Origin of the sequence: Ahrensia kielensis DSM 5890, assembly GCF_000374465.1 — a bacterium.
Lineage (GTDB): Bacteria > Pseudomonadota > Alphaproteobacteria > Rhizobiales > Rhizobiaceae > Ahrensia > Ahrensia kielensis.
In genome coordinates this window covers 461,899-482,514 of record NZ_KB894530.1, presented here as the reverse complement: position 1 = coordinate 482,514, position 20,616 = coordinate 461,899, and the positions used below count along the sequence as shown (strand labels likewise).

At 48.6% G+C, this 20,616-nt stretch carries 19 protein-coding genes and 1 pseudogene; all 20 read right to left on the bottom strand.

Annotated elements, in window-relative coordinates:
• Positions 1 to 2: 2 nt before the first annotated feature.
• The gene (urtB, locus tag C504_RS0111745) at positions 3 to 1,952 is read right to left on the bottom strand and encodes an urea ABC transporter permease subunit UrtB (RefSeq protein WP_018689540.1); all 1,950 of its coding nucleotides are present in this window, start codon (positions 1,950 to 1,952) and stop codon (positions 3 to 5) included.
• Positions 1,953 to 2,024: 72 nt separating this feature from the next.
• Positions 2,025 to 3,323: an urea ABC transporter substrate-binding protein gene (gene urtA / locus C504_RS0111740; RefSeq protein WP_018689539.1), complete on the bottom strand. Its 1,299-nt coding sequence runs from the start codon at positions 3,321 to 3,323 to the stop codon at positions 2,025 to 2,027.
• A 195-nt stretch (positions 3,324 to 3,518) separates the two neighbouring features.
• Positions 3,519 to 4,145 carry an urease accessory protein UreG gene (gene ureG, locus C504_RS0111735; RefSeq protein ID WP_018689538.1) on the bottom strand — a complete coding sequence of 209 codons (627 nt, stop codon included), beginning with the start codon at positions 4,143 to 4,145 and terminating at the stop codon, positions 3,519 to 3,521.
• The gene (locus C504_RS0111730) at positions 4,142 to 4,828 is read right to left on the bottom strand and encodes an urease accessory protein UreF (RefSeq protein WP_026317435.1); all 687 of its coding nucleotides are present in this window, start codon (positions 4,826 to 4,828) and stop codon (positions 4,142 to 4,144) included. The genes ureG and C504_RS0111730 overlap by 4 nt, the downstream gene beginning before the upstream one ends.
• Positions 4,801 to 5,019 carry a DUF6434 domain-containing protein gene (locus tag C504_RS0111725; RefSeq protein ID WP_018689536.1) on the bottom strand — a complete coding sequence of 73 codons (219 nt, stop codon included), beginning with the start codon at positions 5,017 to 5,019 and terminating at the stop codon, positions 4,801 to 4,803. The genes C504_RS0111730 and C504_RS0111725 overlap by 28 nt, the downstream gene beginning before the upstream one ends.
• A complete protein-coding gene (locus C504_RS0111720; RefSeq protein ID WP_018689535.1) occupies positions 5,012 to 5,461 on the bottom strand; it encodes an urease accessory protein UreE in 450 nt (149 codons plus the stop codon). The genes C504_RS0111725 and C504_RS0111720 overlap by 8 nt, the downstream gene beginning before the upstream one ends.
• Positions 5,458 to 7,170, bottom strand: coding sequence for an urease subunit alpha (gene ureC, locus C504_RS0111715; protein WP_018689534.1), 1,713 nt, complete (start codon positions 7,168 to 7,170; stop codon positions 5,458 to 5,460). Before ureC ends, C504_RS0111720 begins: the two co-directional genes overlap by 4 nt.
• Positions 7,170 to 7,475 (bottom strand): urease subunit beta, encoded by a 306-nt coding sequence (locus tag C504_RS0111710; RefSeq protein ID WP_018689533.1) that lies wholly within the window; start codon positions 7,473 to 7,475, stop codon positions 7,170 to 7,172. Before C504_RS0111710 ends, ureC begins: the two co-directional genes overlap by 1 nt.
• Positions 7,476 to 7,485: 10 nt before the next feature.
• Entirely contained in the window at positions 7,486 to 7,788 is a 303-nt protein-coding gene (locus C504_RS0111705; protein WP_018689532.1) for an urease subunit gamma, read from the bottom strand.
• 11 nt (positions 7,789 to 7,799) lie between these two features.
• The gene (locus C504_RS0111700; protein WP_018689531.1) at positions 7,800 to 8,621 is read right to left on the bottom strand and encodes an urease accessory protein UreD; all 822 of its coding nucleotides are present in this window, start codon (positions 8,619 to 8,621) and stop codon (positions 7,800 to 7,802) included.
• 394 nt (positions 8,622 to 9,015) lie between these two features.
• Complete coding sequence (locus tag C504_RS0111695; RefSeq protein WP_041951728.1) at positions 9,016 to 11,544, bottom strand: cation:proton antiporter; 2,529 nt, start codon at positions 11,542 to 11,544, stop codon at positions 9,016 to 9,018.
• A gap of 254 nt (positions 11,545 to 11,798) precedes the next feature.
• The gene (locus C504_RS0111690) at positions 11,799 to 13,322 is read right to left on the bottom strand and encodes an ATP-binding protein (protein ID WP_026317433.1); all 1,524 of its coding nucleotides are present in this window, start codon (positions 13,320 to 13,322) and stop codon (positions 11,799 to 11,801) included.
• Positions 13,323 to 13,562: 240 nt separating this feature from the next.
• Positions 13,563 to 15,284: a SulP family inorganic anion transporter gene (locus C504_RS0111685; RefSeq protein WP_018689528.1), complete on the bottom strand. Its 1,722-nt coding sequence runs from the start codon at positions 15,282 to 15,284 to the stop codon at positions 13,563 to 13,565.
• Positions 15,285 to 15,340: 56 nt separating this feature from the next.
• A pseudogene (locus C504_RS17790) lies at positions 15,341 to 17,013 on the bottom strand (bifunctional protein tyrosine phosphatase family protein/NAD(P)/FAD-dependent oxidoreductase).
• 65 nt (positions 17,014 to 17,078) lie between these two features.
• Positions 17,079 to 17,570 (bottom strand): bacterioferritin, encoded by a 492-nt coding sequence (locus C504_RS0111675; RefSeq protein ID WP_018689527.1) that lies wholly within the window; start codon positions 17,568 to 17,570, stop codon positions 17,079 to 17,081.
• A gap of 39 nt (positions 17,571 to 17,609) precedes the next feature.
• Positions 17,610 to 18,491 carry an MBL fold metallo-hydrolase gene (locus C504_RS0111670; protein ID WP_018689526.1) on the bottom strand — a complete coding sequence of 294 codons (882 nt, stop codon included), beginning with the start codon at positions 18,489 to 18,491 and terminating at the stop codon, positions 17,610 to 17,612.
• Between the two features lie 17 nt (positions 18,492 to 18,508).
• Positions 18,509 to 18,946, bottom strand: a complete 438-nt coding sequence (locus C504_RS0111665) for a DUF6691 family protein (protein ID WP_018689525.1) — start codon at positions 18,944 to 18,946, stop codon at positions 18,509 to 18,511.
• 3 nt (positions 18,947 to 18,949) lie between these two features.
• Positions 18,950 to 19,387 (bottom strand): YeeE/YedE family protein, encoded by a 438-nt coding sequence (locus tag C504_RS0111660; RefSeq protein WP_018689524.1) that lies wholly within the window; start codon positions 19,385 to 19,387, stop codon positions 18,950 to 18,952.
• Positions 19,384 to 19,596 (bottom strand): YgaP family membrane protein, encoded by a 213-nt coding sequence (locus C504_RS0111655; protein ID WP_018689523.1) that lies wholly within the window; start codon positions 19,594 to 19,596, stop codon positions 19,384 to 19,386. Before C504_RS0111655 ends, C504_RS0111660 begins: the two co-directional genes overlap by 4 nt.
• Positions 19,597 to 19,685: 89 nt before the next feature.
• Entirely contained in the window at positions 19,686 to 20,357 is a 672-nt protein-coding gene (locus C504_RS0111650; protein WP_018689522.1) for a Crp/Fnr family transcriptional regulator, read from the bottom strand.
• Positions 20,358 to 20,616 lie beyond the last annotated feature (259 nt).

Here is a 20,616-nt window from a genome sequence, read left to right as displayed (position 1 = left end):
TCTTAGTCTCCCGCCGCGCGACCTTTAAGGGCGATAATCCCTTTAGGTCTGAACTGAATGAAAATGATGATGAAGATAATCATGAAGGTCTGCGCCGCCAATGTGTTAGACGGGTTGAAGAACTCGATGATTTTTTGCAGGCCGCCGATCATGCTCGCGCCAGCCAACGTGCCCCAAATATTGCCAACGCCGCCAACAACAACCGTCATAAAACTTTGCACGATGTAGTTAGACCCAAGCTCTGACGTGACCTGACCGAATAGGCCAATAGCAACGCCTGCAATGCCTGCAATACCCGAACCAAGGCCAAAAGTGAGCATATTTATCTTATCAGGATTGATGCCCATTGATGAAGCCATGCGCGGGTTTTGTGTAACCGCTCGCACTTCGAGGCCAAGCCGTGTGCGGTTCAAAATGAAGAGCAAAAGAGCGAAGAACAATAAGGCCAACACAAAAATCGCGATGCGAATGTAACTGATTGACACGATGTCGTTGTATACCCATGCCCCATCAAGCCATGCGGGAGATGTCAGCGGACGGGCTTGTGTGCCGAAAATGTTTTTTGCCAATTGTTGAAGCGCGATGGAAATACCAAAGGTTGCCAAAAGCGTTTCCAATGGGCGATGCATAAGATGACGGATAACCAGCCGTTCCAGCGCAACGCCAGCCCCAAACGCGACCACAAAGGCGAGAGGCAGCGCGACAATTAGCGATAGCGTGTAATCGGGTATCAATTGCTGCGCGACATATCCTGTGTAAGCGCCGATCATGATGAATTCGCCGTGTGCCATATTGATGACACCCATCACGCCGAAGGTTATCGCAAGGCCAATGGCTGCTAGAAAATAAATTGATGCGAGCGAAAGCGCATCAAGCCCCAAATCAGCAACCTGAAACGCGCCAACGCGTGTATTGATAGAACGTACCGTATTGCGTGCAGCATCGGTTACGGCACTGTCTTGCTCTATATATGCGTCGTAAAAGACATGGGCATCAAGGGCAGCCTGAGCCGCTTCTTCTGTAATGAATGGCGGAACGCTCTCTTTACTTGCAAGCGCCTGATAGGCTTCGATCCGGCGCGCTTCTGTGTTCAAACTCGCCACATCAAAACCACCAATTTTACCGTCAGCAATATTGGCGACTAGCGCAGCATCACGCGCCTTTGTTGTGATGCGTTGTGGCGCAAGATTATTATCGACCAAAAGCTGATAAGCTGCATCGTGTGTTATGCCATTGCCAACAGAAAGCCGCTGCGCGACATTTTCAGTTTCAGGAATTTCTTTTGCTGTTTTGATCTGCGTTGCCAAAATAGGATTGAGCACAGCTCTAACGTCAATATTGGTGTCACCAGCAAAGTGAGTGATCGCATCAACGCGCGCAGTACTATCCTTATCAAAGCGGATAGTCAGTAATCGCTCTAAGCGTTCCATACGCGTTTTAATGGCGGTGACTGGTTCATCGGCTATTGTGCCGCGTAGAACGTCTAAATGACTTTCATCGGGGTCGCGCTCAATCGCTGTCAAAGCGTTCGTGCGTTGAATTTGGTCTTCATCAATGAGTTGAAAGCGAACAAGCGTGGAAGCCATGACGGCGCGCACACCGCTATTGGGGCGCAGCTCTTTGAGATCTGATTTATCTGCAGTGCCTGCAACCTCATTGGATTCAATATCAATCAGTTCAATGGGGTCAGCATCGCTATTTTCCACAAAGAAAAACAGACCATCGCTTTTTCGCATCCAAAGCTTTTTACTCTGCCAGTTTTCCAGCAATGTGGAGATGTTCGTGCTTTCACTTTCCAAGAGTGCGTCAAGAATTGGCGAAATGGTCGTGCGCGATGATCGCTCCACCGCTTTGCTATTCTCTTGCAGAATTGTTTGTAGATCAGCCGATTGCGCGGAGACTGAAAGTGCTGTGATGAAAAGCATCACGGTTGCTATCAAAATGCGAAACATAGATTTTATCCGGTGATCAGGGAAAGCAGAGCCGCACGAATGCGGCCCTGCTGGTTCAGTCTGGGAGGACTGTTAGTAGTTCGATTTGATCTGAACACATGTGCTGGTTTCGGTGTTGTACATACCGCAACCAAGGGTCGCCCAATCCGATTTCAAAACAGCGGACTCAGGCAAAAAGTCGGTCCATGCATCGCCCGGTACAGGTTCTGTCTGGCTGATGATGTCAAACTGTCCGTCGGCTTGAATCTCACCCATAAGAACTGGCTTTGACAAATGGTGATTTGGAAGCATCTCTGCTGTTCCGCCGGTCAAGTTCGGGAACTTCTGGCCGTACATCGCAGTGCGAACCGCATCGACATCTGTTGTGCCAGCTGCCGTTACTGCGTTCACCCACATATTAAAGCCAATATAATGAGCTTCCATCGGATCGTTGGTCACACGCTTTTCGCCCATGCGCGCTTTCCACGTTTTGATGAACTCTGCATTGGCTGGGGCATCAGCAGATTGGAAATAATTCCAAGCAGCCAAATGTCCAACTAGGTTGGATGTATCAAGGCCAGACAATTCTTCTTCGCCGACGGAGAATGCGACAACAGGAATGTCCTCGGCAGAGACACCAGCGGCAGCTAACTCTTTATAGAAGCCAACATTAGCATCACCATTGATCGTGGAAATCACGCCAACTTTTTTACCGTCAGCACCAAGTGCGATCACATCGGCCACAATTTTCGACCAGTCGGAATGGCCAAAGGGCGTGTAGTTGACAAAGATGTCTTCTGCCGCAATGCCTTTACCTTTGAGGTATGATTCAAGAATGTTGTTCGTTGTGCGGGGGTAAACATAGTCGGTGCCGAGTAACGCAAATTTTTCAACGCCAAGCTCCTCTAAAAAATAATCGGTAGCTGGAATAGCTTGCTGGTTAGGTGCTGCACCCGTGTAAAACACGTTTTTAGAAGATTCTTCTCCCTCATATTGAACTGGATAGAACATCAAACCATTGAGCTCTTCAAGAACCGGAAGTGCCGATTTGCGGCTCACCGATGTCCATGATCCAAAAATCACATCAACATTTGAAACCGTTAAAAGCTCGCGCGCTTTTTCAGCAAAGAGCGGCCAGTCAGATGCCGGATCAACGACAACGGCTTCAAGTTGCTTGCCCAGCAGACCACCTTTTTCATTTTGTTGATCAACCAGCATTTCAATCGTGTCTTTAAGTGTCGTTTCTGAAATCGCCATTGTTCCAGATAGTGAATGCAGAACACCTATCTTGATTGTCTCTTCCTGTGCTGATGCTGAAAACAGCATTGAAACAGATATAAGTGTAGTTGCACCGGCCAGTGCGAAGCGGCGTGTCACCTTGTTCAATTGCATAACTCCAAAGCTCGTTAATATCGCTTTGTGTATTGCAACATGCGTGCCAGTTTCGCGGCTCGTGATTTAATCATTTATTAACAAATACTTAACGATTTAAGTTGGCGCGCATTTAAAATCGCGACCAAAATACTTAAGTGAACATGCACTCTTTTTAGGCGGCGATAGTCTTCTGAGTAAAAATTAGGCGGCAGGTTAAACGGGCTTCGATAGGCCGCCATGGTTTTCGAGAAATGATACAATCTCTTCGACGCCGCTTCCGCGCGATAGATCGCTCAATTGAACAGGTCTCTGGCCTCGGGCGCGTTTTGCATCCGCATCCATCTGTTCAAGATTTGCACCCACATAAGGCGCAAGATCGGTTTTATTGATGATGAGCAAGTCAGATCGCGTGATCGCTGCGCCGCCTTTGCGCGGTATATCGCCGCCCTGACAAACCGAGATCACATAGAGCGTCAAATCTGCTAAATCTGGTGAAAATGTAGCCGCCAGATTATCACCGCCAGACTCAATGAAAATAATATCAAGATCAGAATGGCGTGCATTGAGTTCATCAATCGCTTGCAAATTGATCGACGCATCTTCGCGGATAGCCGTATGCGGACAGCCGCCGGTTTCAACACCGATGATGCGATCTGATGATAGTGCTTGCGAGCGCACCAATGCGTCAGCATCTTCGCGCGTGTAAATATCATTTGTGACAACGGCCACGGAATATTTGCTCGACATTGCTTTGCATAGCTTTTCAGTCAGCGTTGTTTTTCCGGTGCCAACTGGCCCGCCAATACCAACACGCAATGGTCCATTATTTGATTGGTTCACGACCGGAACATCCTTCCATTCAAATGCTCATGGCGCATCGACATGATTTCTGCGTTCATCGCAGCACTGCCAACATCATCCATATCGCTCTGCGCCGCAAATTCTGCCAATGCTATAATATCTGGCTCAAGCGCGGCCATAATGTTTGAAGCGCCTTTTTGACCTGTGACCGACAAGCGAATTGCTGCCTGCGCTTGGTTCGTAATGGCGCTGTGCAGATAGGCTGACAAAGCAATCGTTAGATCAATCTTACTGGCGCCTCCCGCTGCACCAACCGCAACACAAAGCGGGCAAGGCGAAGGGAAGCGAACATCATCCGCATCTGGCCAGTTTATAACAGCTTTAATAAAAGCATCGCCTTGCGCGGTCATTTCTAAGTAGCGCTCTGCGCTGCCAGCAAGTGCAAGTGCCATTTCTGCGATTTTAGTTAGTTCTTTAGGGGCGTTGCTCATTCGCCAAGCGGCGGCAAATAGAACGGCATCGTTGTGCAATGCGCCATTGCTGAGTGCTGTTTTAAGCCAATCTCGCAAGTCATTGGCGTCAACGACAAGGCCGCTTTGGACGGCAGTTTCAAGGCCCGATGAATAAGCAAATCCGCCTGTGGGAAACACAGGCGAGAGCCAAGACATGAGTTTTAATAGTGATGCACTATCATTCATTTTTCTGAATTTCTGCGCTGCCATTCATTAATCGCATCACCCATTGTTGCGCCATGGTTATCGATCATCCACGCCATAAAACTTCTATCAAACTTGAAGTGCTCTCCAATATGCGCTTTGAAAAAACGTCGCACATTTTGCGTATTTTTATAGGTGTCGTTGATCACACTATTGAGCATGATCTCGTCACTATGCCAGTCAAACTTTTTAGTCATGGTGATGATGTCCCTTATGAACATCGCCATAAGCCCCGCCTTCGGGATCAAACGGCGCACGAATTTCTACGACGGTGGCACCAAGGCCAATCAGCATCTCTTTTATCACATGATCTTGACGGATAAATATGCGGTCGCTTTCAATTTGTGCTGCCAAATGTCGATTGCCAATTTGCCAACCAAGCGCAAGTAAATGCCGCGTATCTCGCCCACGCACTTCCAGTAAGTTCTCTGGTTCAGCGCGCACTTCAATCACACGCCCGTCATCCAAGACCAGTCCCTCGCCATGGTGCAATAATTTAGCCTCTGGCAAATCCAGCAGGAACTCAATGCCATTGTCTGATGTCATTTTAACGCGTCTGCGATGCCGCGCAGTTTCATCCAGCGTGATCGTGTCAGCTGGTGAGTGGGTATGAGAAATCGTTGTCGTGGCTTTAATCAAAACAGAAAATACCTCTGTGCCATAGGCAGTACGCTGGCTGGTTCACATGTTAACAATATGCCATCTGCACGCACTTCATATGTCTCAGGATCAACCTCCATATGCGGTGTCGCATTGTTCAAAATCAGCGATGATTTGGAAATGCCGCCACGTGTATTATTCACCGCCACCATCTGTTTTTCAGTTCCAAGCTTATGGGCGAGACCGTCGTCAATCGCCGCTTGGCTCACAAAAGTCACAGAAGAATTGGTGAGCGCTTTGCCAAACGCACCAAACATAGGACGCATATGAACCGGCTGCGGTGTCGGGATGGAGGCATTGGGATCGCCCATCGGTGCAGCAATGATTGTGCCGCCTATTAAAACCATCGCTGGCTTCACGCCAAAAAACGCCGTATCCCACAGCACCAAGTCTGCGCGTTTGCCTTCTTCAATCGAGCCGATCTCATGGCTAATACCGTGCGCAATTGCGGGATTAATGGTGTATTTTGCAATATAGCGACGCACACGAAAATTATCGTTATCGCCTGTCTCTTCTTTGAGCGGGCCGCGCTGCTTCTTCATCTTATCGGCCGTCTGCCAAGTGCGAATGAGAACTTCGCCCACACGCCCCATCGCTTGACTATCAGATGCAATAATCGAGAACGCGCCCATATCGTGCAGAATATCTTCAGCAGCAATTGTTTCGCGCCGAATACGGCTTTCGGCGAATGCGATGTCTTCTGGAATAGAGCTGTCGAGGTGATGGCAAACCATCAACATATCCAGATGCTCTTCCAGCGTGTTGATCGTGTAAGGCCGTGTCGGATTGGTGGAGGAGGGCAGCACGTTCTGCAAGCCGCAAATTTTAATAATGTCCGGTGCATGCCCGCCGCCAGCACCCTCGGTGTGAAATGCGTGGATGGTGCGGCCCTTAAATGCGTCGACCGTATTTTCTACGAAACCAGATTCGTTCAATGTGTCGGTGTGGATCATCACTTGCACATCGAATTCATCGGCAACATTTAGGCAGTTATCGATAGCTGCAGGCGTGGTGCCCCAATCTTCATGCAGCTTGAGCGCACATGCGCCTCCCAGCACCATTTCGTGCAATGCGCCGGGCAATGATGCATTGCCTTTTCCTGCAAATGCTAGGTTCATTGGAAGGGCATCAGCGCTTTGTATCATGCGGCCTAAGTGCCAAGGGCCCGGCGTACATGTCGTTGCAAGCGTGCCATGAGCTGGTCCAGTGCCGCCGCCGAGCATTGTGGTGACGCCCGAATAAAGCGCATCGTCAATCTGCTGCGGGCAAATATAATGGATATGGCTGTCGAACCCACCAGCGGTGAGAATTTTTCCTTCGCCAGCAATCGCCTCTGTGCCAGGTCCAACGATGATGTTCACACCTGGTTGTGTGTCAGGGTTGCCCGCTTTACCGATCTTGCAAATACGCCCATCTTTTAGGCCGACATCGGCTTTATAGATGCCGGAATGATCGACGATCAGCGCATTGGTGATAACCGTATCAACAGCGCCGTCTGCGCGTGTCGTTTGTGCTTGGCCCATGCCATCGCGGATGACTTTGCCGCCGCCAAATTTCACCTCTTCGCCGTAAGTTGTAAGATCGCGTTCGACCTCAATAATCAAATCCGTATCGGCAAGCCGCACTTTGTCGCCAGTCGTGGGGCCGTACATAGCAGCATATTCTGAGCGGGGGAGTTTTGTAGGCATTATAGATCTCCCATTATTTTGGCATTGAAGCCATATATTTTGCGTGCGCCAGAAACAGGAATAAGCGTTACGTCACGCTCTTGGCCCGGTTCAAACCGAACAGCAGTTCCAGCCGCAATATCAAGTCGCATGCCACGCGCAGCATCGCGGTCAAATGTCAGCGCCGCATTGGTTTCATAAAAATGATAATGGCTGCCCACTTGCACCGGACGGTCGCCCGTATTGGCCACTTTTAAAGTGATAGATTCAGCGCCCTCATTGAGCGTGATGTCGCCTTTAGCGGTTATAATTTCACCGGGGATCATAGACGTTCTCCTATCTAATCGGCTCATGCACGGTCACGAGTTTTGTGCCATCGGGAAAAGTGGCTTCGACCTGAATATCGTGGATCATTTCAGGGATGCCTTCCATCACTTGCGCGCGGGTGATCACATGCGCGCCTGCTTCCATGAGGTCGGCAACGCTGCGCCCGTCGCGCGCGCCTTCAACGACAAAATCTGTGATTAGCGCAATGGCTTCTGGGTGATTCAGCTTCACGCCGCGCTCAAGGCGCTTACGCGCGACGACTGCCGCCATTGAAATCAGCAATTTATCTTTTTCTCTCGGGGTCAGTTGCATATCGTCTCCATCTAAAGCGTCCAGCATTTCGGCAGTTTTTGTCCGCCTGATAGACATTGGATCACAGGAATTAGGGTGCGGCGTAAATCATAACTATCCATAGCTAAAATGCGCAAAAGCAACTTGCCATTCCAGCAAGACACCGCGCCGTTCTCACCAATTATATTATTGAGCTGCGCCATGGACTGCTCAGCGTTAGGCGACACAAAAAGCACCGTCGCTATGGCCTTGTTGCCCGCAGCAATTGCCTTGTTTGATAATTGCTCATCGATCGGGCCAGTTATCCATAATTCTTCCGCATGGATGAGAGCGCCATCTTGTTGCACGCGCCAGCGGTCGCGGATCGTCGCTTCTTTTACAATTTCGCCCATCGCTTTACGGCCAAACACCAACGCCTCGACAATGAGCGCTGAGGCGTTATCGGATAGATCAATATTTACTTTGCGCAGTAAATTTGCACGATCAAATATAATGGTTTCTTGCGGCAACCAGTTTATGCGCGATCCGCTAGAGGCGTTTAACGCAATATCGGCGACGGCTTGTCCTGAGCTAGATTTATAGATTTTTTCGCAGGCCTGCGATGTCAAAGTAAGTTCGGCATTGTCATGAGCGCTGAAATCCCAATCAAGCGTGTCGCCGCCCGTCATGCCACCAGCGATGTTGATCATAACCGCTTCAAGCGGACCAGATTCATAACGTTCAGGAATACGAAGTTTGGCATTGCCCGACTGATATAAGTTTTCAAGCATGGTGTTACCACTCACGCCTGTCACACTAAGCCGTGCGCTGCCCGTATTGCGCTGCATCGGTTGGATAGTCGGGATGATATTCATCGCGTTTCAAACAGTTTCAATCGTGCTTGCCTATAATGATTCTCGAGTTGTCAGCGCCTTCTATTCCATGGCTTTCTAGATGGTGCGCCGACAAAAAGATGAGCCCGTCGAGCCAGCTATTGAAAGCGCATGAGCCGTAAAAATACTTCGGAATTTTGCGCTGATGCGTAAATATTAAGCAAGGCTAGGGGTGCCTATAAAGCGGGCAATACAAGCTGATTATTTAGGCGTAAGTCCTATTATTTACTCATTTGGCGATGTTGTCAGGGAAATTTGTTATTTCCCAAGGCTGCGACAATTTCCAGTCATCGCATACTTGTTCGCCGTCAATAAAATCATTGCAGCAGCAAGCGCTGGTGCAAATATGATTAGCCAAATGATGGAAAAGCACCATCTACTTCGTAATCAGTGGGGTGCCTGATTGTTCTTTTGCTATGAGTGCGTCAGGGTCTATGCCGCGCTCCTTTGCGCTGTTGCGAATGGCTTGTTGAATGGCAGGGCTACGCGCAAGAAGGCGGCGGAAGCGATCAGCGTCAAGCGCGAGTAATGTCGAAGGAGCGATTGCCCGTACTTGCGTGCGAACCGCTTTCTTCGTCAGGATTGCAATTTGCCCAAACATCTCGCCGCCGCCGCGCCGCCATGTTTGGCCAGCGCTCTCAAGCTCGACCGCACCGGAGGCGATAAAGTAAACACTCGTCGCTGGATCATCCTTATCAATGATCAACTCACCTGAGTTAACGTAAACAGTTTTGAGCGAACGTCCCAGTTTTTTGAGCGCAGAATCATCCATTCCAACAAACAAAGGAAAACGCTGGACGAGTTCTAAACGTTGAATGGCAACATCGAGCGAAGGACGTTTCTCAGTGGCGGCACGTTTCACATTCAAATCTTGCATCAATGCCGTATAAATTTCGGCCCCAATCAATCCATCTTCGCGCATGATGGAATATTCACGCTCTTCAAGGCGTAGTGCTGTACGCCGGATGAAGCGACGTTCGAGTTTTTCTGCGTATCCAGGATATTGCAGGCGCAGGCCTTCTAAAGCAGTCTCCAGCGCCTCCACACGGCGTGCGACTAACTCATGCAGCAATTCTGCGACCCGTCGTCCATGAATACGGCGAATACGTTTATCGATGAACGCATCAAGGTCGCGCAAAATAAGCCGCTGTGACAGTAAGAGCTCAAAGCGGTCAGCAGTCATACGGGCCAAAGGCCCAGACAAATGCAGGCGTCGTTGTAATGCCACGCCAATTTTGAAATCTAGGCCGTATGACACGGTTTTTCGCGCTGCGCGTTGATACCCATACCGTCCGCCAGATCTTGCGCCCTCAATCAGCCGGTCTGCGTCCGATAAGACCTGCTCTGCCATACGTTGGGAAATTGTCCGCTCTCGCATGCGGATAAGCACAGTGTCGCGCTCATGACCAGCAAGAGCAATCAACCCCAATGTAATTCGATCACGATCAAGAATTTCAGCACCGTCTTCTGCGGCTTGAACTGTGTCGTTCAATCGCTCACCGAATTTCTTTGCTTCAGAGCGTACAATTTCGCGATTTAATTCATAATTCTCGGTGGTGTTTTCCACATCCTCACGCACGGTTTGGAGCGCAACCGCAACGACCTGACGTGATAAAGCTTCGTCAATTGGTGATAATCGATCAAGCCCGAGCCATCTGATGACGCTCCGCAATGTCGTACCCTGCACAATGAGAGTGAAGAGCGTGAAACCTGTGGCCAGAATGCCAACCACACGCTTAACTTCAATGGGAACCCAAATGCTTTCAGTAACAGCCAAAGCCAGTGCAAGAGTGACCGCTCCGCGAAGTCCGCCCCATAGGATTGCTACGCGGTATGGCCGCTCAACGGCAGGAGAAAGGCGCAGCAATGTAAGTAGCGGTAACAGTCCAAACAGAATGAGCGCCCGTGCGATCACAGCGGCACAAATGACGACACTAACTAGAAAAAAGTCCTCGGCACGTACTTCTTCTAATAATCTTGGGATAAGAAGCGCAGCCAGAATAAAGATCAATGCGCCTGCCCAATGTGCGAGAAGGTCCCACACCTCACTGAGGTTTGACCAAGCTTGCGGCGACAAACGGTGGGGGCCTGTTAGGTTCATCGTTATGCCGGCTGTCACGACAGCGATTACGCCAGAGGCGCCGACAATCTGTTCCGCGCCGATATAAACGAGATAGGGAAGAGCAACTGACACAGAAATCTGCGCACGTTCATGGTGCACAAAAACCGACATGAGTAATACTGAAAGTCGTGCTGCAACCCAACCTACAATTGCGCCGCCGCCAATCAATACGGGAAACTGTCCAAGCGCATCCGTAAAGGTCGGGTCTGGCATGCCAAGCATCACAAAGCCCATGAACAGGCCAAAGAGCGCGATTGCTGCGGCATCGTTCAGCAGGCTTTCGCCCTCGATGATACGTGCCAGTCTGCGCGGTGCTGAAATGGAGCGAAAGATCGACACCACAGCCGAAGGATCTGTCGTAGATACGATGGCTCCGATCAGCAGGCAGGCAGCAAGTGGCAACGTACTCGTCCATGCCAGTGCATAGCCGACACTTAAAGTAGCGACGACCACAGCGACGACAGCGAGCACTAAAATAGGAACCCAATCGTCGAGCATACGGCGCAAGTTCATTCCCAGCGTTGCCTGAAATAACAGTGTTGGCAGGAATACATAGAGGAACACGTTTGAACGAATAGGCAAGCGCAGAATTGCTTCGGCAACCGGGTTTAATGCGTCGGTCAATTCAGTGCGCAGAAAGAAGATAGCGCCTGCACCGATAAGCATGCCAAGAACCGCCAAGATTACGCTGTATGGAAGACGTAGCCGTGCAGCCAGCGGTTCGGCTGCACCGATAATCAAAAAGAGCGACGCTATAAAGGCAGTTATTAAGATGATGTTCATGGGAAGGGAAATAGCAGAAAATTTGTTTGGAGAAAATCGGCGTAATGCAATAATCGATAAATTTTGCGACATTTAAAGCTAAATTTTTAAACTAAATATTCAAGAAATACAGTAAGGGAATATGCTTGTTTTAAATGTGACGCTGAAATCACGAGTTATATTAAATAAACAAAATTAATATTTTAATGTTGCAAGTTTAGCAGCTGTGAATTGTATTCAGTAGAGTTTTTTAAAAGGAATGCTAAAAAGCATTGCTACTCAGCAGCTTCAGCGCTTTGCGAAATCACATCAGGCTCATCAGCAGCGCCCGGTGCTGTTTCAGATGCGAGTTCAGGAATGCCTACAATACGTTTGCCAGACTGATCGGCATGAACAATGATTAAACCTTGTTCTTCGAAATAGCCTAAAAGTCTGCGTGCTCGCCGCGCTGAATGAGTGCCATAGGCGCGGGCAATACGAGCATCAGAAGGGCAAATGTCGCCTTTGATCGCAGCATAGGCGAGCATTAAAAATACGCCCTGCAAATCATCCGTCACCATCGTGCACATGGAGAGGGCGGTGGCCCAAGTCTCCGTGTCCTGCGTTTCTGCATCAACGCCAGAACGCGCAATGGCAACGCGGCGACGGAATTCACTGAGCGACATTGGTGAGCCGGACAGGCGGCGCATGCGAAGCCGCACCAAAAAGTCCTGATAAAGCGCTGAATCGGTGCGGTAGCCTGATTGTGGATCGGAGAGAATTTCCTCTAACACATTGGAGATGCTGGCTTCGCGCTCTTCTGCAGAAATCTCAGGAGTTACCGTCTTATCATTCGCCTTTGATAAGGGCGCATCGCTGAGCGGAGTAGCGCGAGAAAGCTCAGCCAAAATATCCGTTGTTGGCCGCGGTGCTGGCCGCGTGCGGCGTTGTGGCAGCTGGTTGAATTCCTCTGGGTCCGGCGTAAAAATCAGATCTTCAACATTTTCTGCAACGTCAGGCATGGGCATCAATTTAGGACTAGATGAGCGCGCCTGTGTTTCCACTGCGCCAATAGCAATCGGAATGGGCCTCCGAGAAAGGGCAGGGCCAAGCCCCACAAAATTACCGCGTTTTAGATCGCGGAACATCTCTGCCTGACGTCGGTCCATACCCAAAAGGTCAGCGGCGCGTGCCATATCAATGTCAAGAAACGTGCGCCCCATAAGAAAATTAGAGGCTTCCGCCGCTACGTTTTTGGCAAGTTTAGCCAAGCGCTGCGTTGCGATGACGCCCGCCAAGCCGCGTTTGCGGCCCCTGCACATCAAGTTGGTCATCGCACCCAGCGACATTTTTCGAGTGCCCTCAGATACTTCGCCGCCAACTGCTGGCGCAAACAATTGTGCCTCATCCACCACGACCAAAATTGGATACCAAAACTCATGATCAGCATCGAATAGCGCATTGAGAAATGTCGCTGCAGCGCGCATTTGCTCTTCAACGTCTAGCCCTTCAAGTGAAAGAACGCAGGATACACGGTGCCGCCGAATGCGGCTGGCAATACCGGCAAGTTCGCCCTCGGTTCGATCTCCTTCAACAACCAAATGACCGTATTTTTCTGACAATGTCACGAAGTCGCCTTCGGGATCGATAATCACCTGTTGAACCCATTGCGAGGATTGCTCGAGCAGACGGCGCAGTAGATGCGATTTTCCTGAGCCGGAATTACCTTGCACCAAAAGACGGGTCGCCAGCAGCTCTTCAATGTCAAGATTGGCGGGGGCTCCCCCTGTCAAACTTCCCATTTCAACTGCGACCTGCACCTTTGCTAAACTCCGTAAATGAACTTAAAAACATTACACCCGATATATGCGGGACAGACCTCATCTATATCAAGGTCATGCCATTGCCGCTGCCTGTGATTGGCGAAATACACAGATTTAAAATGATCATGACAGAGGCGCTTTCCGCTCAGTATAAGTCATGTGGCAAATGTTCTGTATGAGCGTGGTATCGATGTTTGAGGAATAATTGTGCTCTTTAGACCGATATATTTGTACTGCTCAATGTTGCGCTGCCTTTAGCTTTTGTTCGGCTTCAAACTGCGAGAGAAAAACTTCGCCACTCATTTCCTTCAGAAACGATTGTGCTTTCAATCGATCCATTACCGGTCCTTTGACTTCAGATAAGTGAAGCGTGACACCCATTGCTTTCAATCGTTCGTTTATCGCCTCAAGCGACTCAAGCGCACTTAAGTCGATTTCATTGATTGCAGAGCACTGCAAAATCACGTGCCGGACATTCTTGTCATCAGCGACACGATTTTGGATTTTATCTTCAAGATAACGAGCATTTGCAAAGTACAAGCTTTCATCAACACGCAGTGTCACAATGGAAGAATCTGTTAAAACATCATGGCGCAGAATATTGCGATAATGTTCAGTGCCAGGGACTTGGCCAACTTCGGCGATATGTGGCTTAGATGATTTATATAGATGCAGTAAGATTGATAGCCCTACACCTGCCGACACACCTGCCTCTACTCCCAGTCCAAGGGTCACAAGGATTGTGGTCAACACAGCACAAAAGTCTGCTTTGGAGTAATTCCAACTGCGTTTGAGTATCGAAAAATCAACAAGGCTGAGCACGGCGACGATGATAGTTGCCGCCAAAGTCGCCTTGGGCAAAAAGTAGATCAACGGTGTCAGGGCGAGTGCCGCTATAGCCAGCCCGACTGCGGTGAATGCTCCGGCAGCTGGGGTTTCGGCACCTGCATCAAAATTGACGACTGATCGCGAAAAGCCACCTGTAACCGGAAATCCACCTGTAAGTGATGCACCGATATTAGCGGCGCCAAGTCCAATAAGTTCTTGGTCTGGATCGATACGCTGCCGCCTTTTAGCCGCGAGAGTTTGGGCAACTGAAATTGATTCCACAAAGCCAATAATGGAAATCAAGAATGCAGGAAGGAGTAGCTGGCCCAATAAATCAGGTGAGAAAGACGGTAGTGTCAGAGGAGGCAAGCTTTGCGGTACCTCTCCGACGATTTTAACACCCTTATCTGCAAGGTTAAAACCCCATACGGCAAGAGTAGTCACGACGACGACAGCCACTGGGCCAGTTTTCACAAGAACGCCAGTTATGCCAGAAGACAAGCCCATTTTTTGTAATACTGGTTTGAGGCCTTTGCGCACCCAGAAAAGAAACCCCGTTGCGAGAATACCAATAATTGCGGTAATCCAGTTGGTTTCTGATAAATGACGGCCCAGTGAAATAACCAACTCTAGAAGGTTATGGCCATCCGCATTAACGCCAAGAATATGTTTGATTTGGCTTGCTGCTATAATGATGCCAGAGGCTGTGATAAATCCTGAGATAACGGGATGAGATAAGAAATTAGCAACAAAACCTAAACGAAAAAGTCCCATTCCTAATAAGATCAAGCCCGATAATGCAGCCAGCGACAATGCCGCAACTGCATAGCCCATTGTACCTTGCTCAACGATGTGGCTCAATGCGGCTGCGGTCATCAGTGAGACAACAGCAACGGGGCCTACAGCCAAAGCACGGCTCGTCCCAAATATGGCGTATAGCAAGATCGGTGCAATCGAGGCATAAAGGCCAGCCTCAGGTGGCAATCCCGCCAATAACGCGTATGCCAATGATTGCGGAATCAACATGATTGTCACGATTAACGCAGCCACAAGGTCATTTGAGAGTGCGGAGCGGTTGTACTCTCGCCCCCATTTCAAAATAGGTAAGAAGCGCGTCAGATCAGTTTTCATGTTATTCTCAGATATGTGAGGGCCCACTGCAAAAGGTGGGGTGGGTCAAAGTCAGTTCACTTAACAATTATATGTTCAGGCTTGGCCAACCATTCGCGCCCCTTCAACATGCCTTTCCAATAAATCGGTGGCAGTATCTTCTCTTTTAGAAACCAAGCCGCGCGACTGGGTTTCGTACCGTCGATGAGGGCTTTAGGGAAGCTGGGCAGCAAGACGCCGCCATATCCGAATTCAGCCAAAACAATTTTGCCACGCTCCACTGTTAGAGGACAGGAGCCGTAACCATTATAATGAGCCACCGGCGAAGATCCACGAATGTCCGCAATAATATTTTCGGCCACAACTGGCGCCTGAATACGTGCTGCTGCCATGGTTTTAGCGTTCGGGGCGTTCATAACATCACCCAGTGACCAGACATTGTCATAGCTTTTGTGACGCAATGTGGCCTGATCAACGTCAACCCAACCAGAGGCATCTGCAAGGGCGAAACACGAATGAAATCAGGAGCCGTTTGTGGAGGGCAGACATGCATCATGTCAAATTCCATTTCGATCCGCTCAATAGGCGTATCTGGCTTGGACACATCAAACCAGGCTTTCTTAGCTGGTCCGTCGACGGCCACAAGGTTGTGGGAGAAATTGAGCTTGGCGTTATACTTTTCCACATACTTCATCAAAGCAGGAACATAATCTTTGACGCCAAATAATACGCCACCTGCATTATTAAATTGTATGTCAATGTTCTTAAGAACACTCCGGCGGTGCCAAGCGTCGCCTGACAAGTACATCGCCTTTTGCGGTGCGCCTGCACATTTAATCGGCATCGGTGGTTGCGTAAAGATCGCGCGGCCTTGCTGCATAGCTTCAACAAGTTCCCACGTATAAGGAGCAAGGTCATAGCGGTAATTGGAGGTTACTCCATTTTGACCAAGCGTATCTACCAAACCGTCAACCTTGTTCCAATCCAACTTAATGCCAGGGCAAACGATTAGGCGTTTGTATTTCACAACACGGCATCCGTCTAAGATTACTGCGTTGTTTTCAGGTTCGAAAGCAGCCACAGCAGCTTTAATCCAGCGCACACCATTGGGGATCAATGAGCCCATCGTGCGTGATGTCTGTTCGGCTCTAAAAATACCACCACCGACCATTGTCCAACCAGGTTGATAATAGTGAATATCAGCTGGATCGACGATAGCAATTTCCAGGTCAGGTTTGCGGGCTTTAAGACTTGCTGCCGTAGCAATACCCCCTGCACCAGCCCCAGCTATGACTATCTCAAAGTTGAAATCACCTTTTTCTGTTGGGGTTTTGCCACCATTAGTAATCCGGCGCACAACGCCAGCCATATCGTAGCCAGCCGCTTTGGTTGCCATAAGTATATCGGGAAGGCTTCTGTGAATTGCTTGACTAAGTGACCATAGGGTTGTTGAACGTGTCCCAGTCCGACAATAGGCAAGCACAGGGCCAGGTAATTCATTTAAAATTTTGTCGAAAGCTGCAGCGTCTTCGTCTGAAACTTTACCAGAAACGATCGGCAAGTATGACGTTTCAATGCCTGCTTTTTTTGCGGCCTTATCAATTTCGTTGAACGTTGGTTGATCTACACCTTCACCGTCGGGACGATTGCAGATAATGGCACGAAACCCTGCATCTTTGATTGCCTGAATATCTGTTTCGTGGATTTGGCCTGACACGCTGAACGTTTCATCGATACGACTGAGAGTCATGACATGTCCTTCCTTAAAATATTGATGCACGTAAATGATGTAGAGCAGCTCTGTGCCGAGCAGTGTTACTCATCGCTGTCGCGAATTGGGGTAAAGGACACAAGTTTTGCGCAGTAAGCTTGTTCACCAAGGCGATCAATTAACTCTAGCTGCAGTTCAAGCCACGCTTTGTGGCCTTCTTCATCCATTGCTATCTGTTCGAATAGTGCTCGGGAACCAACATCGTTAGCCTCATAAGCTTGTTTTGCTGCTTTGATATAGAAGTCAATCGCTTCTTCTTCGTCTGCAAGATCGGCGTTAAACATTTCCTTTAAGGTTTCAGCCCGCTTTGGCGTTTTCGCAAATGAGATTTCCGGTGTACCTTTGAGGAACATTATACGCTCAATAAATAGATCAGAGTGCCCCAATTCTTCAGCTTGTTCTTCCCGCATTTTATCAGCAAGGATATTCAAACCCCAATCATCAAGCACATGGGCGTGAAGTTGATATTGATGAGCTGCGCTCATTTCCATTTGAAGTGCTTTGTTGAGATTGTCGACAATCGTGTTGTTAGACATGGTGGTCTCCTTTGAGAAAAATTGATGTGGTTAGACTTATCAGAGGCGATTAATCGGTGTTTTCAACATCGGGTTGCCATCCTTGTCAGTTGGCACTTCACCTCCACGCATATTCACCTGCAATGATGGTATAATAAGCTTAGGCATACTTAGTTGCGCGTCACGTGCTGTGCGGAATTTTATGAACTCTTCACGGGTTTTACCGTGGCCAACATGAATGTTATTAGCCTTTTGTTCGGCCACAGTGGTCTCCCATTGGATTGCGCGGCCATTTGGACCGTAGTCATGGCACATGAGCAGACGCATCTCGTCAGGCAATGAAAGTACCTTCATGATGCTTTCATAGAGTTCACCAGCATCACCACCAAGAAAGTCTGCGCGTGCAGATCCGCCATCCGGCATAAACAATGTATCACCAACAAATGCTGCATCGCCAATGACGTGAACCATACAAGCAGGGGTGTGACCGGGCGTGTACATTGCAAACGCCTGCATAGTACCTATCAAGTAAGTATCACCGTCCTTAAATAGTGCGTCAAACTGCGACCCATCACGCTGAAACTCTGTCCCTTCATTGAATACTTTGCCGAATGTCTCTTGAACGACCATGATCTTTTCACCGACGCCAATTTTTCCGCCTAGTTTACCTTGAATATAAGGGGCAGCACTCAGATGATCGGCATGAACATGGGTTTCTATTATCCAATCCAAAATTAAGCCGCGATCTTTAATTTCTTCAATCAGTTTGTCCGCGGCATCATAGGTAATCCGGCCGGCCGCATAGTCGATATCCATAACGCTATCAATAATAGCGCAGTGGTTACTGTCAGGGTCTTTGACAATATAGGTTATTGTATTTGTCGCTTCGTCAAAATGAGCAGAAAGATCAGGTTTGACGGACTTGTTAATAGGATAGCTCATTTGAATTCCCCTCCAATTTATACTTGGGCTAAAGATCGAGTTGAGAATATCGATTTTAAAATTTTAACGACGACAATACCTGAAATTAATGCTGTGACGAATATAAGTACTTCAATTCGACCAGTGCCCAAAGCTGGCAGTGCACCTCCAGGGCAAAAGCCAGCCATTCCCCAGCCGATACCGAAAAAGGCAGAACCACCGATTAATTGCAGGTCAAGATCACGTCGCGTGGGGAGTTGAAAGTTGCTCGCCATTAATGGAGAAGGTTGTTTTAGAACAAGTCGATAGCCTATAAATGTGACGACAAGAGCACTGCCCATAACAAAGGCAAGACTCGGGTCCCATGCACCAGCAACATCAAAAAAATTCAATACTCTAGCGGGGTTGGCCATGCCAGAAATTGATATGCCGACACCGAAGATCAAACCTATGAAGTATAAAATTATCAGCCGCATGTGTCAGACTCCTATTACATGACGGATTAGGTAAACAGTGATTGCCGTGGTTATCATAAAGGTGAGCGTTGCAACGATTGAGCGCGGAGATAGACGTGCCATGCCACATACGCCATGGCCAGAAGTGCATCCTGAACTAAAAGTTACGCCGACCCCGACAATGAAACCGCCGATAACAAGCATGATGGTTGAAACCGGCACCTGCACAGCAGGCAATTGCCCTGTTATCAACAGCACAGCGCCTGGACCCGAGATCATGCCCAGCAAAACCACCGCGCGCCACGACCAGTCAGGCAGGCTTGTAGGTTGTAATATCCCCGCCAATATACCTGTTGCGCCCATGATGCGACCTGTTGTGAGCATCAGGAGGACCGCGGCAAGACCAATCAAGGCTCCACCAGCAAGAGAATAAAAAGGGGTAAAAGCTGTTTCGAGCATCATAGATTACAAGTTCTGATGCCAAAGATACGATAAATTGGGCAAAACCGAATTACAGAAGTGGTCAACATTACAACACCAGCAACGGCCGCTATAACTGTCACTGCAATTGAGTCAAAAATCGCCAAGTTGCTGATAATCGGAACTACCAGAAGTATGATCCCTACAAGAGCACGCAATAAGCGGTCGAGGGTGCCAAGGTTTGCGGTCATTTTGTTGTCTCCTATTTAAAGTTATCTTCTGGATAGCTCTTTGAGAGACCAACTTCTGTGACATTGTCACCAAGGTGAAAACTATTGGTTTAGTAGTTTTGGTTTGCTAGCTGCTCCAGCCGTGCGCGGTTGAGCAGACTGATACTTCCGCGCCTTTGTTCAATCCAACCACGTCTATGAAATTCCTGTAATTGGCGAGAGATGACCTCGCGGGCTGTTCCAAGTTCAACAGAAAGTTTTTGATGTGTTGTTGAAATTTCGTTATTGCCGTTCGCGAGCTTAATTAACCTGTCAGCAAGCCGCACATCTAGTTTTTGAAAAGCAACTTCATTGATAATAAGAAACAAGTCGGTGATCCGTTTGGAGAATGCTGCAAAAACTAAGTCGCGAAACATCTTGGATTGGGACACCAAATCATCAAAGACTTCACGTGGAATTGCTGCAGCTTGCATAGGAGTCTCTGCAATACCTTCTGCCGAGTAGTCTTCATACGCAAGTAGGCAGGCTGTTGTCAGAACGCAGCTTTGTCCCGATTCAATGCGATAAAGCACTATTTCGTGACCGTCGTCGGACACCTGCTGTACTCTGACCGTTCCGTCGAGCAAAAACAGCATGTTTTCTGGTGACTTTCCTGGGCCGAAAATCGTTGCTCCTTTTGGAGCATTTACAATGGTGCTGCATGACAAAATAAGTTCTTTTACGGAAGGCTCAAGTCGCGACAGCCCTGGAAACCGCTCTACCCATTTAACAATATTGACCATTAGATTACCTTGCACACAACCGAGAATTCATATGATACAATACGATACATGCTTTGGTTGCGATGTGCAGTAAAAGTCAGATCACACAAACTATTTTTTTATGCGTAAAATAAATATATCAAAAAAATCAATATATTAGAGGTGATATATGGCATTCGGTTATGCGCAGTTTGCGGTAAGTTGAATACCTCCTCGTTGAGTAAAGTATCATCAATTCATTCGCGACATTTTGTAAGCCGCCTCAAGTTTAAGTGTTTTC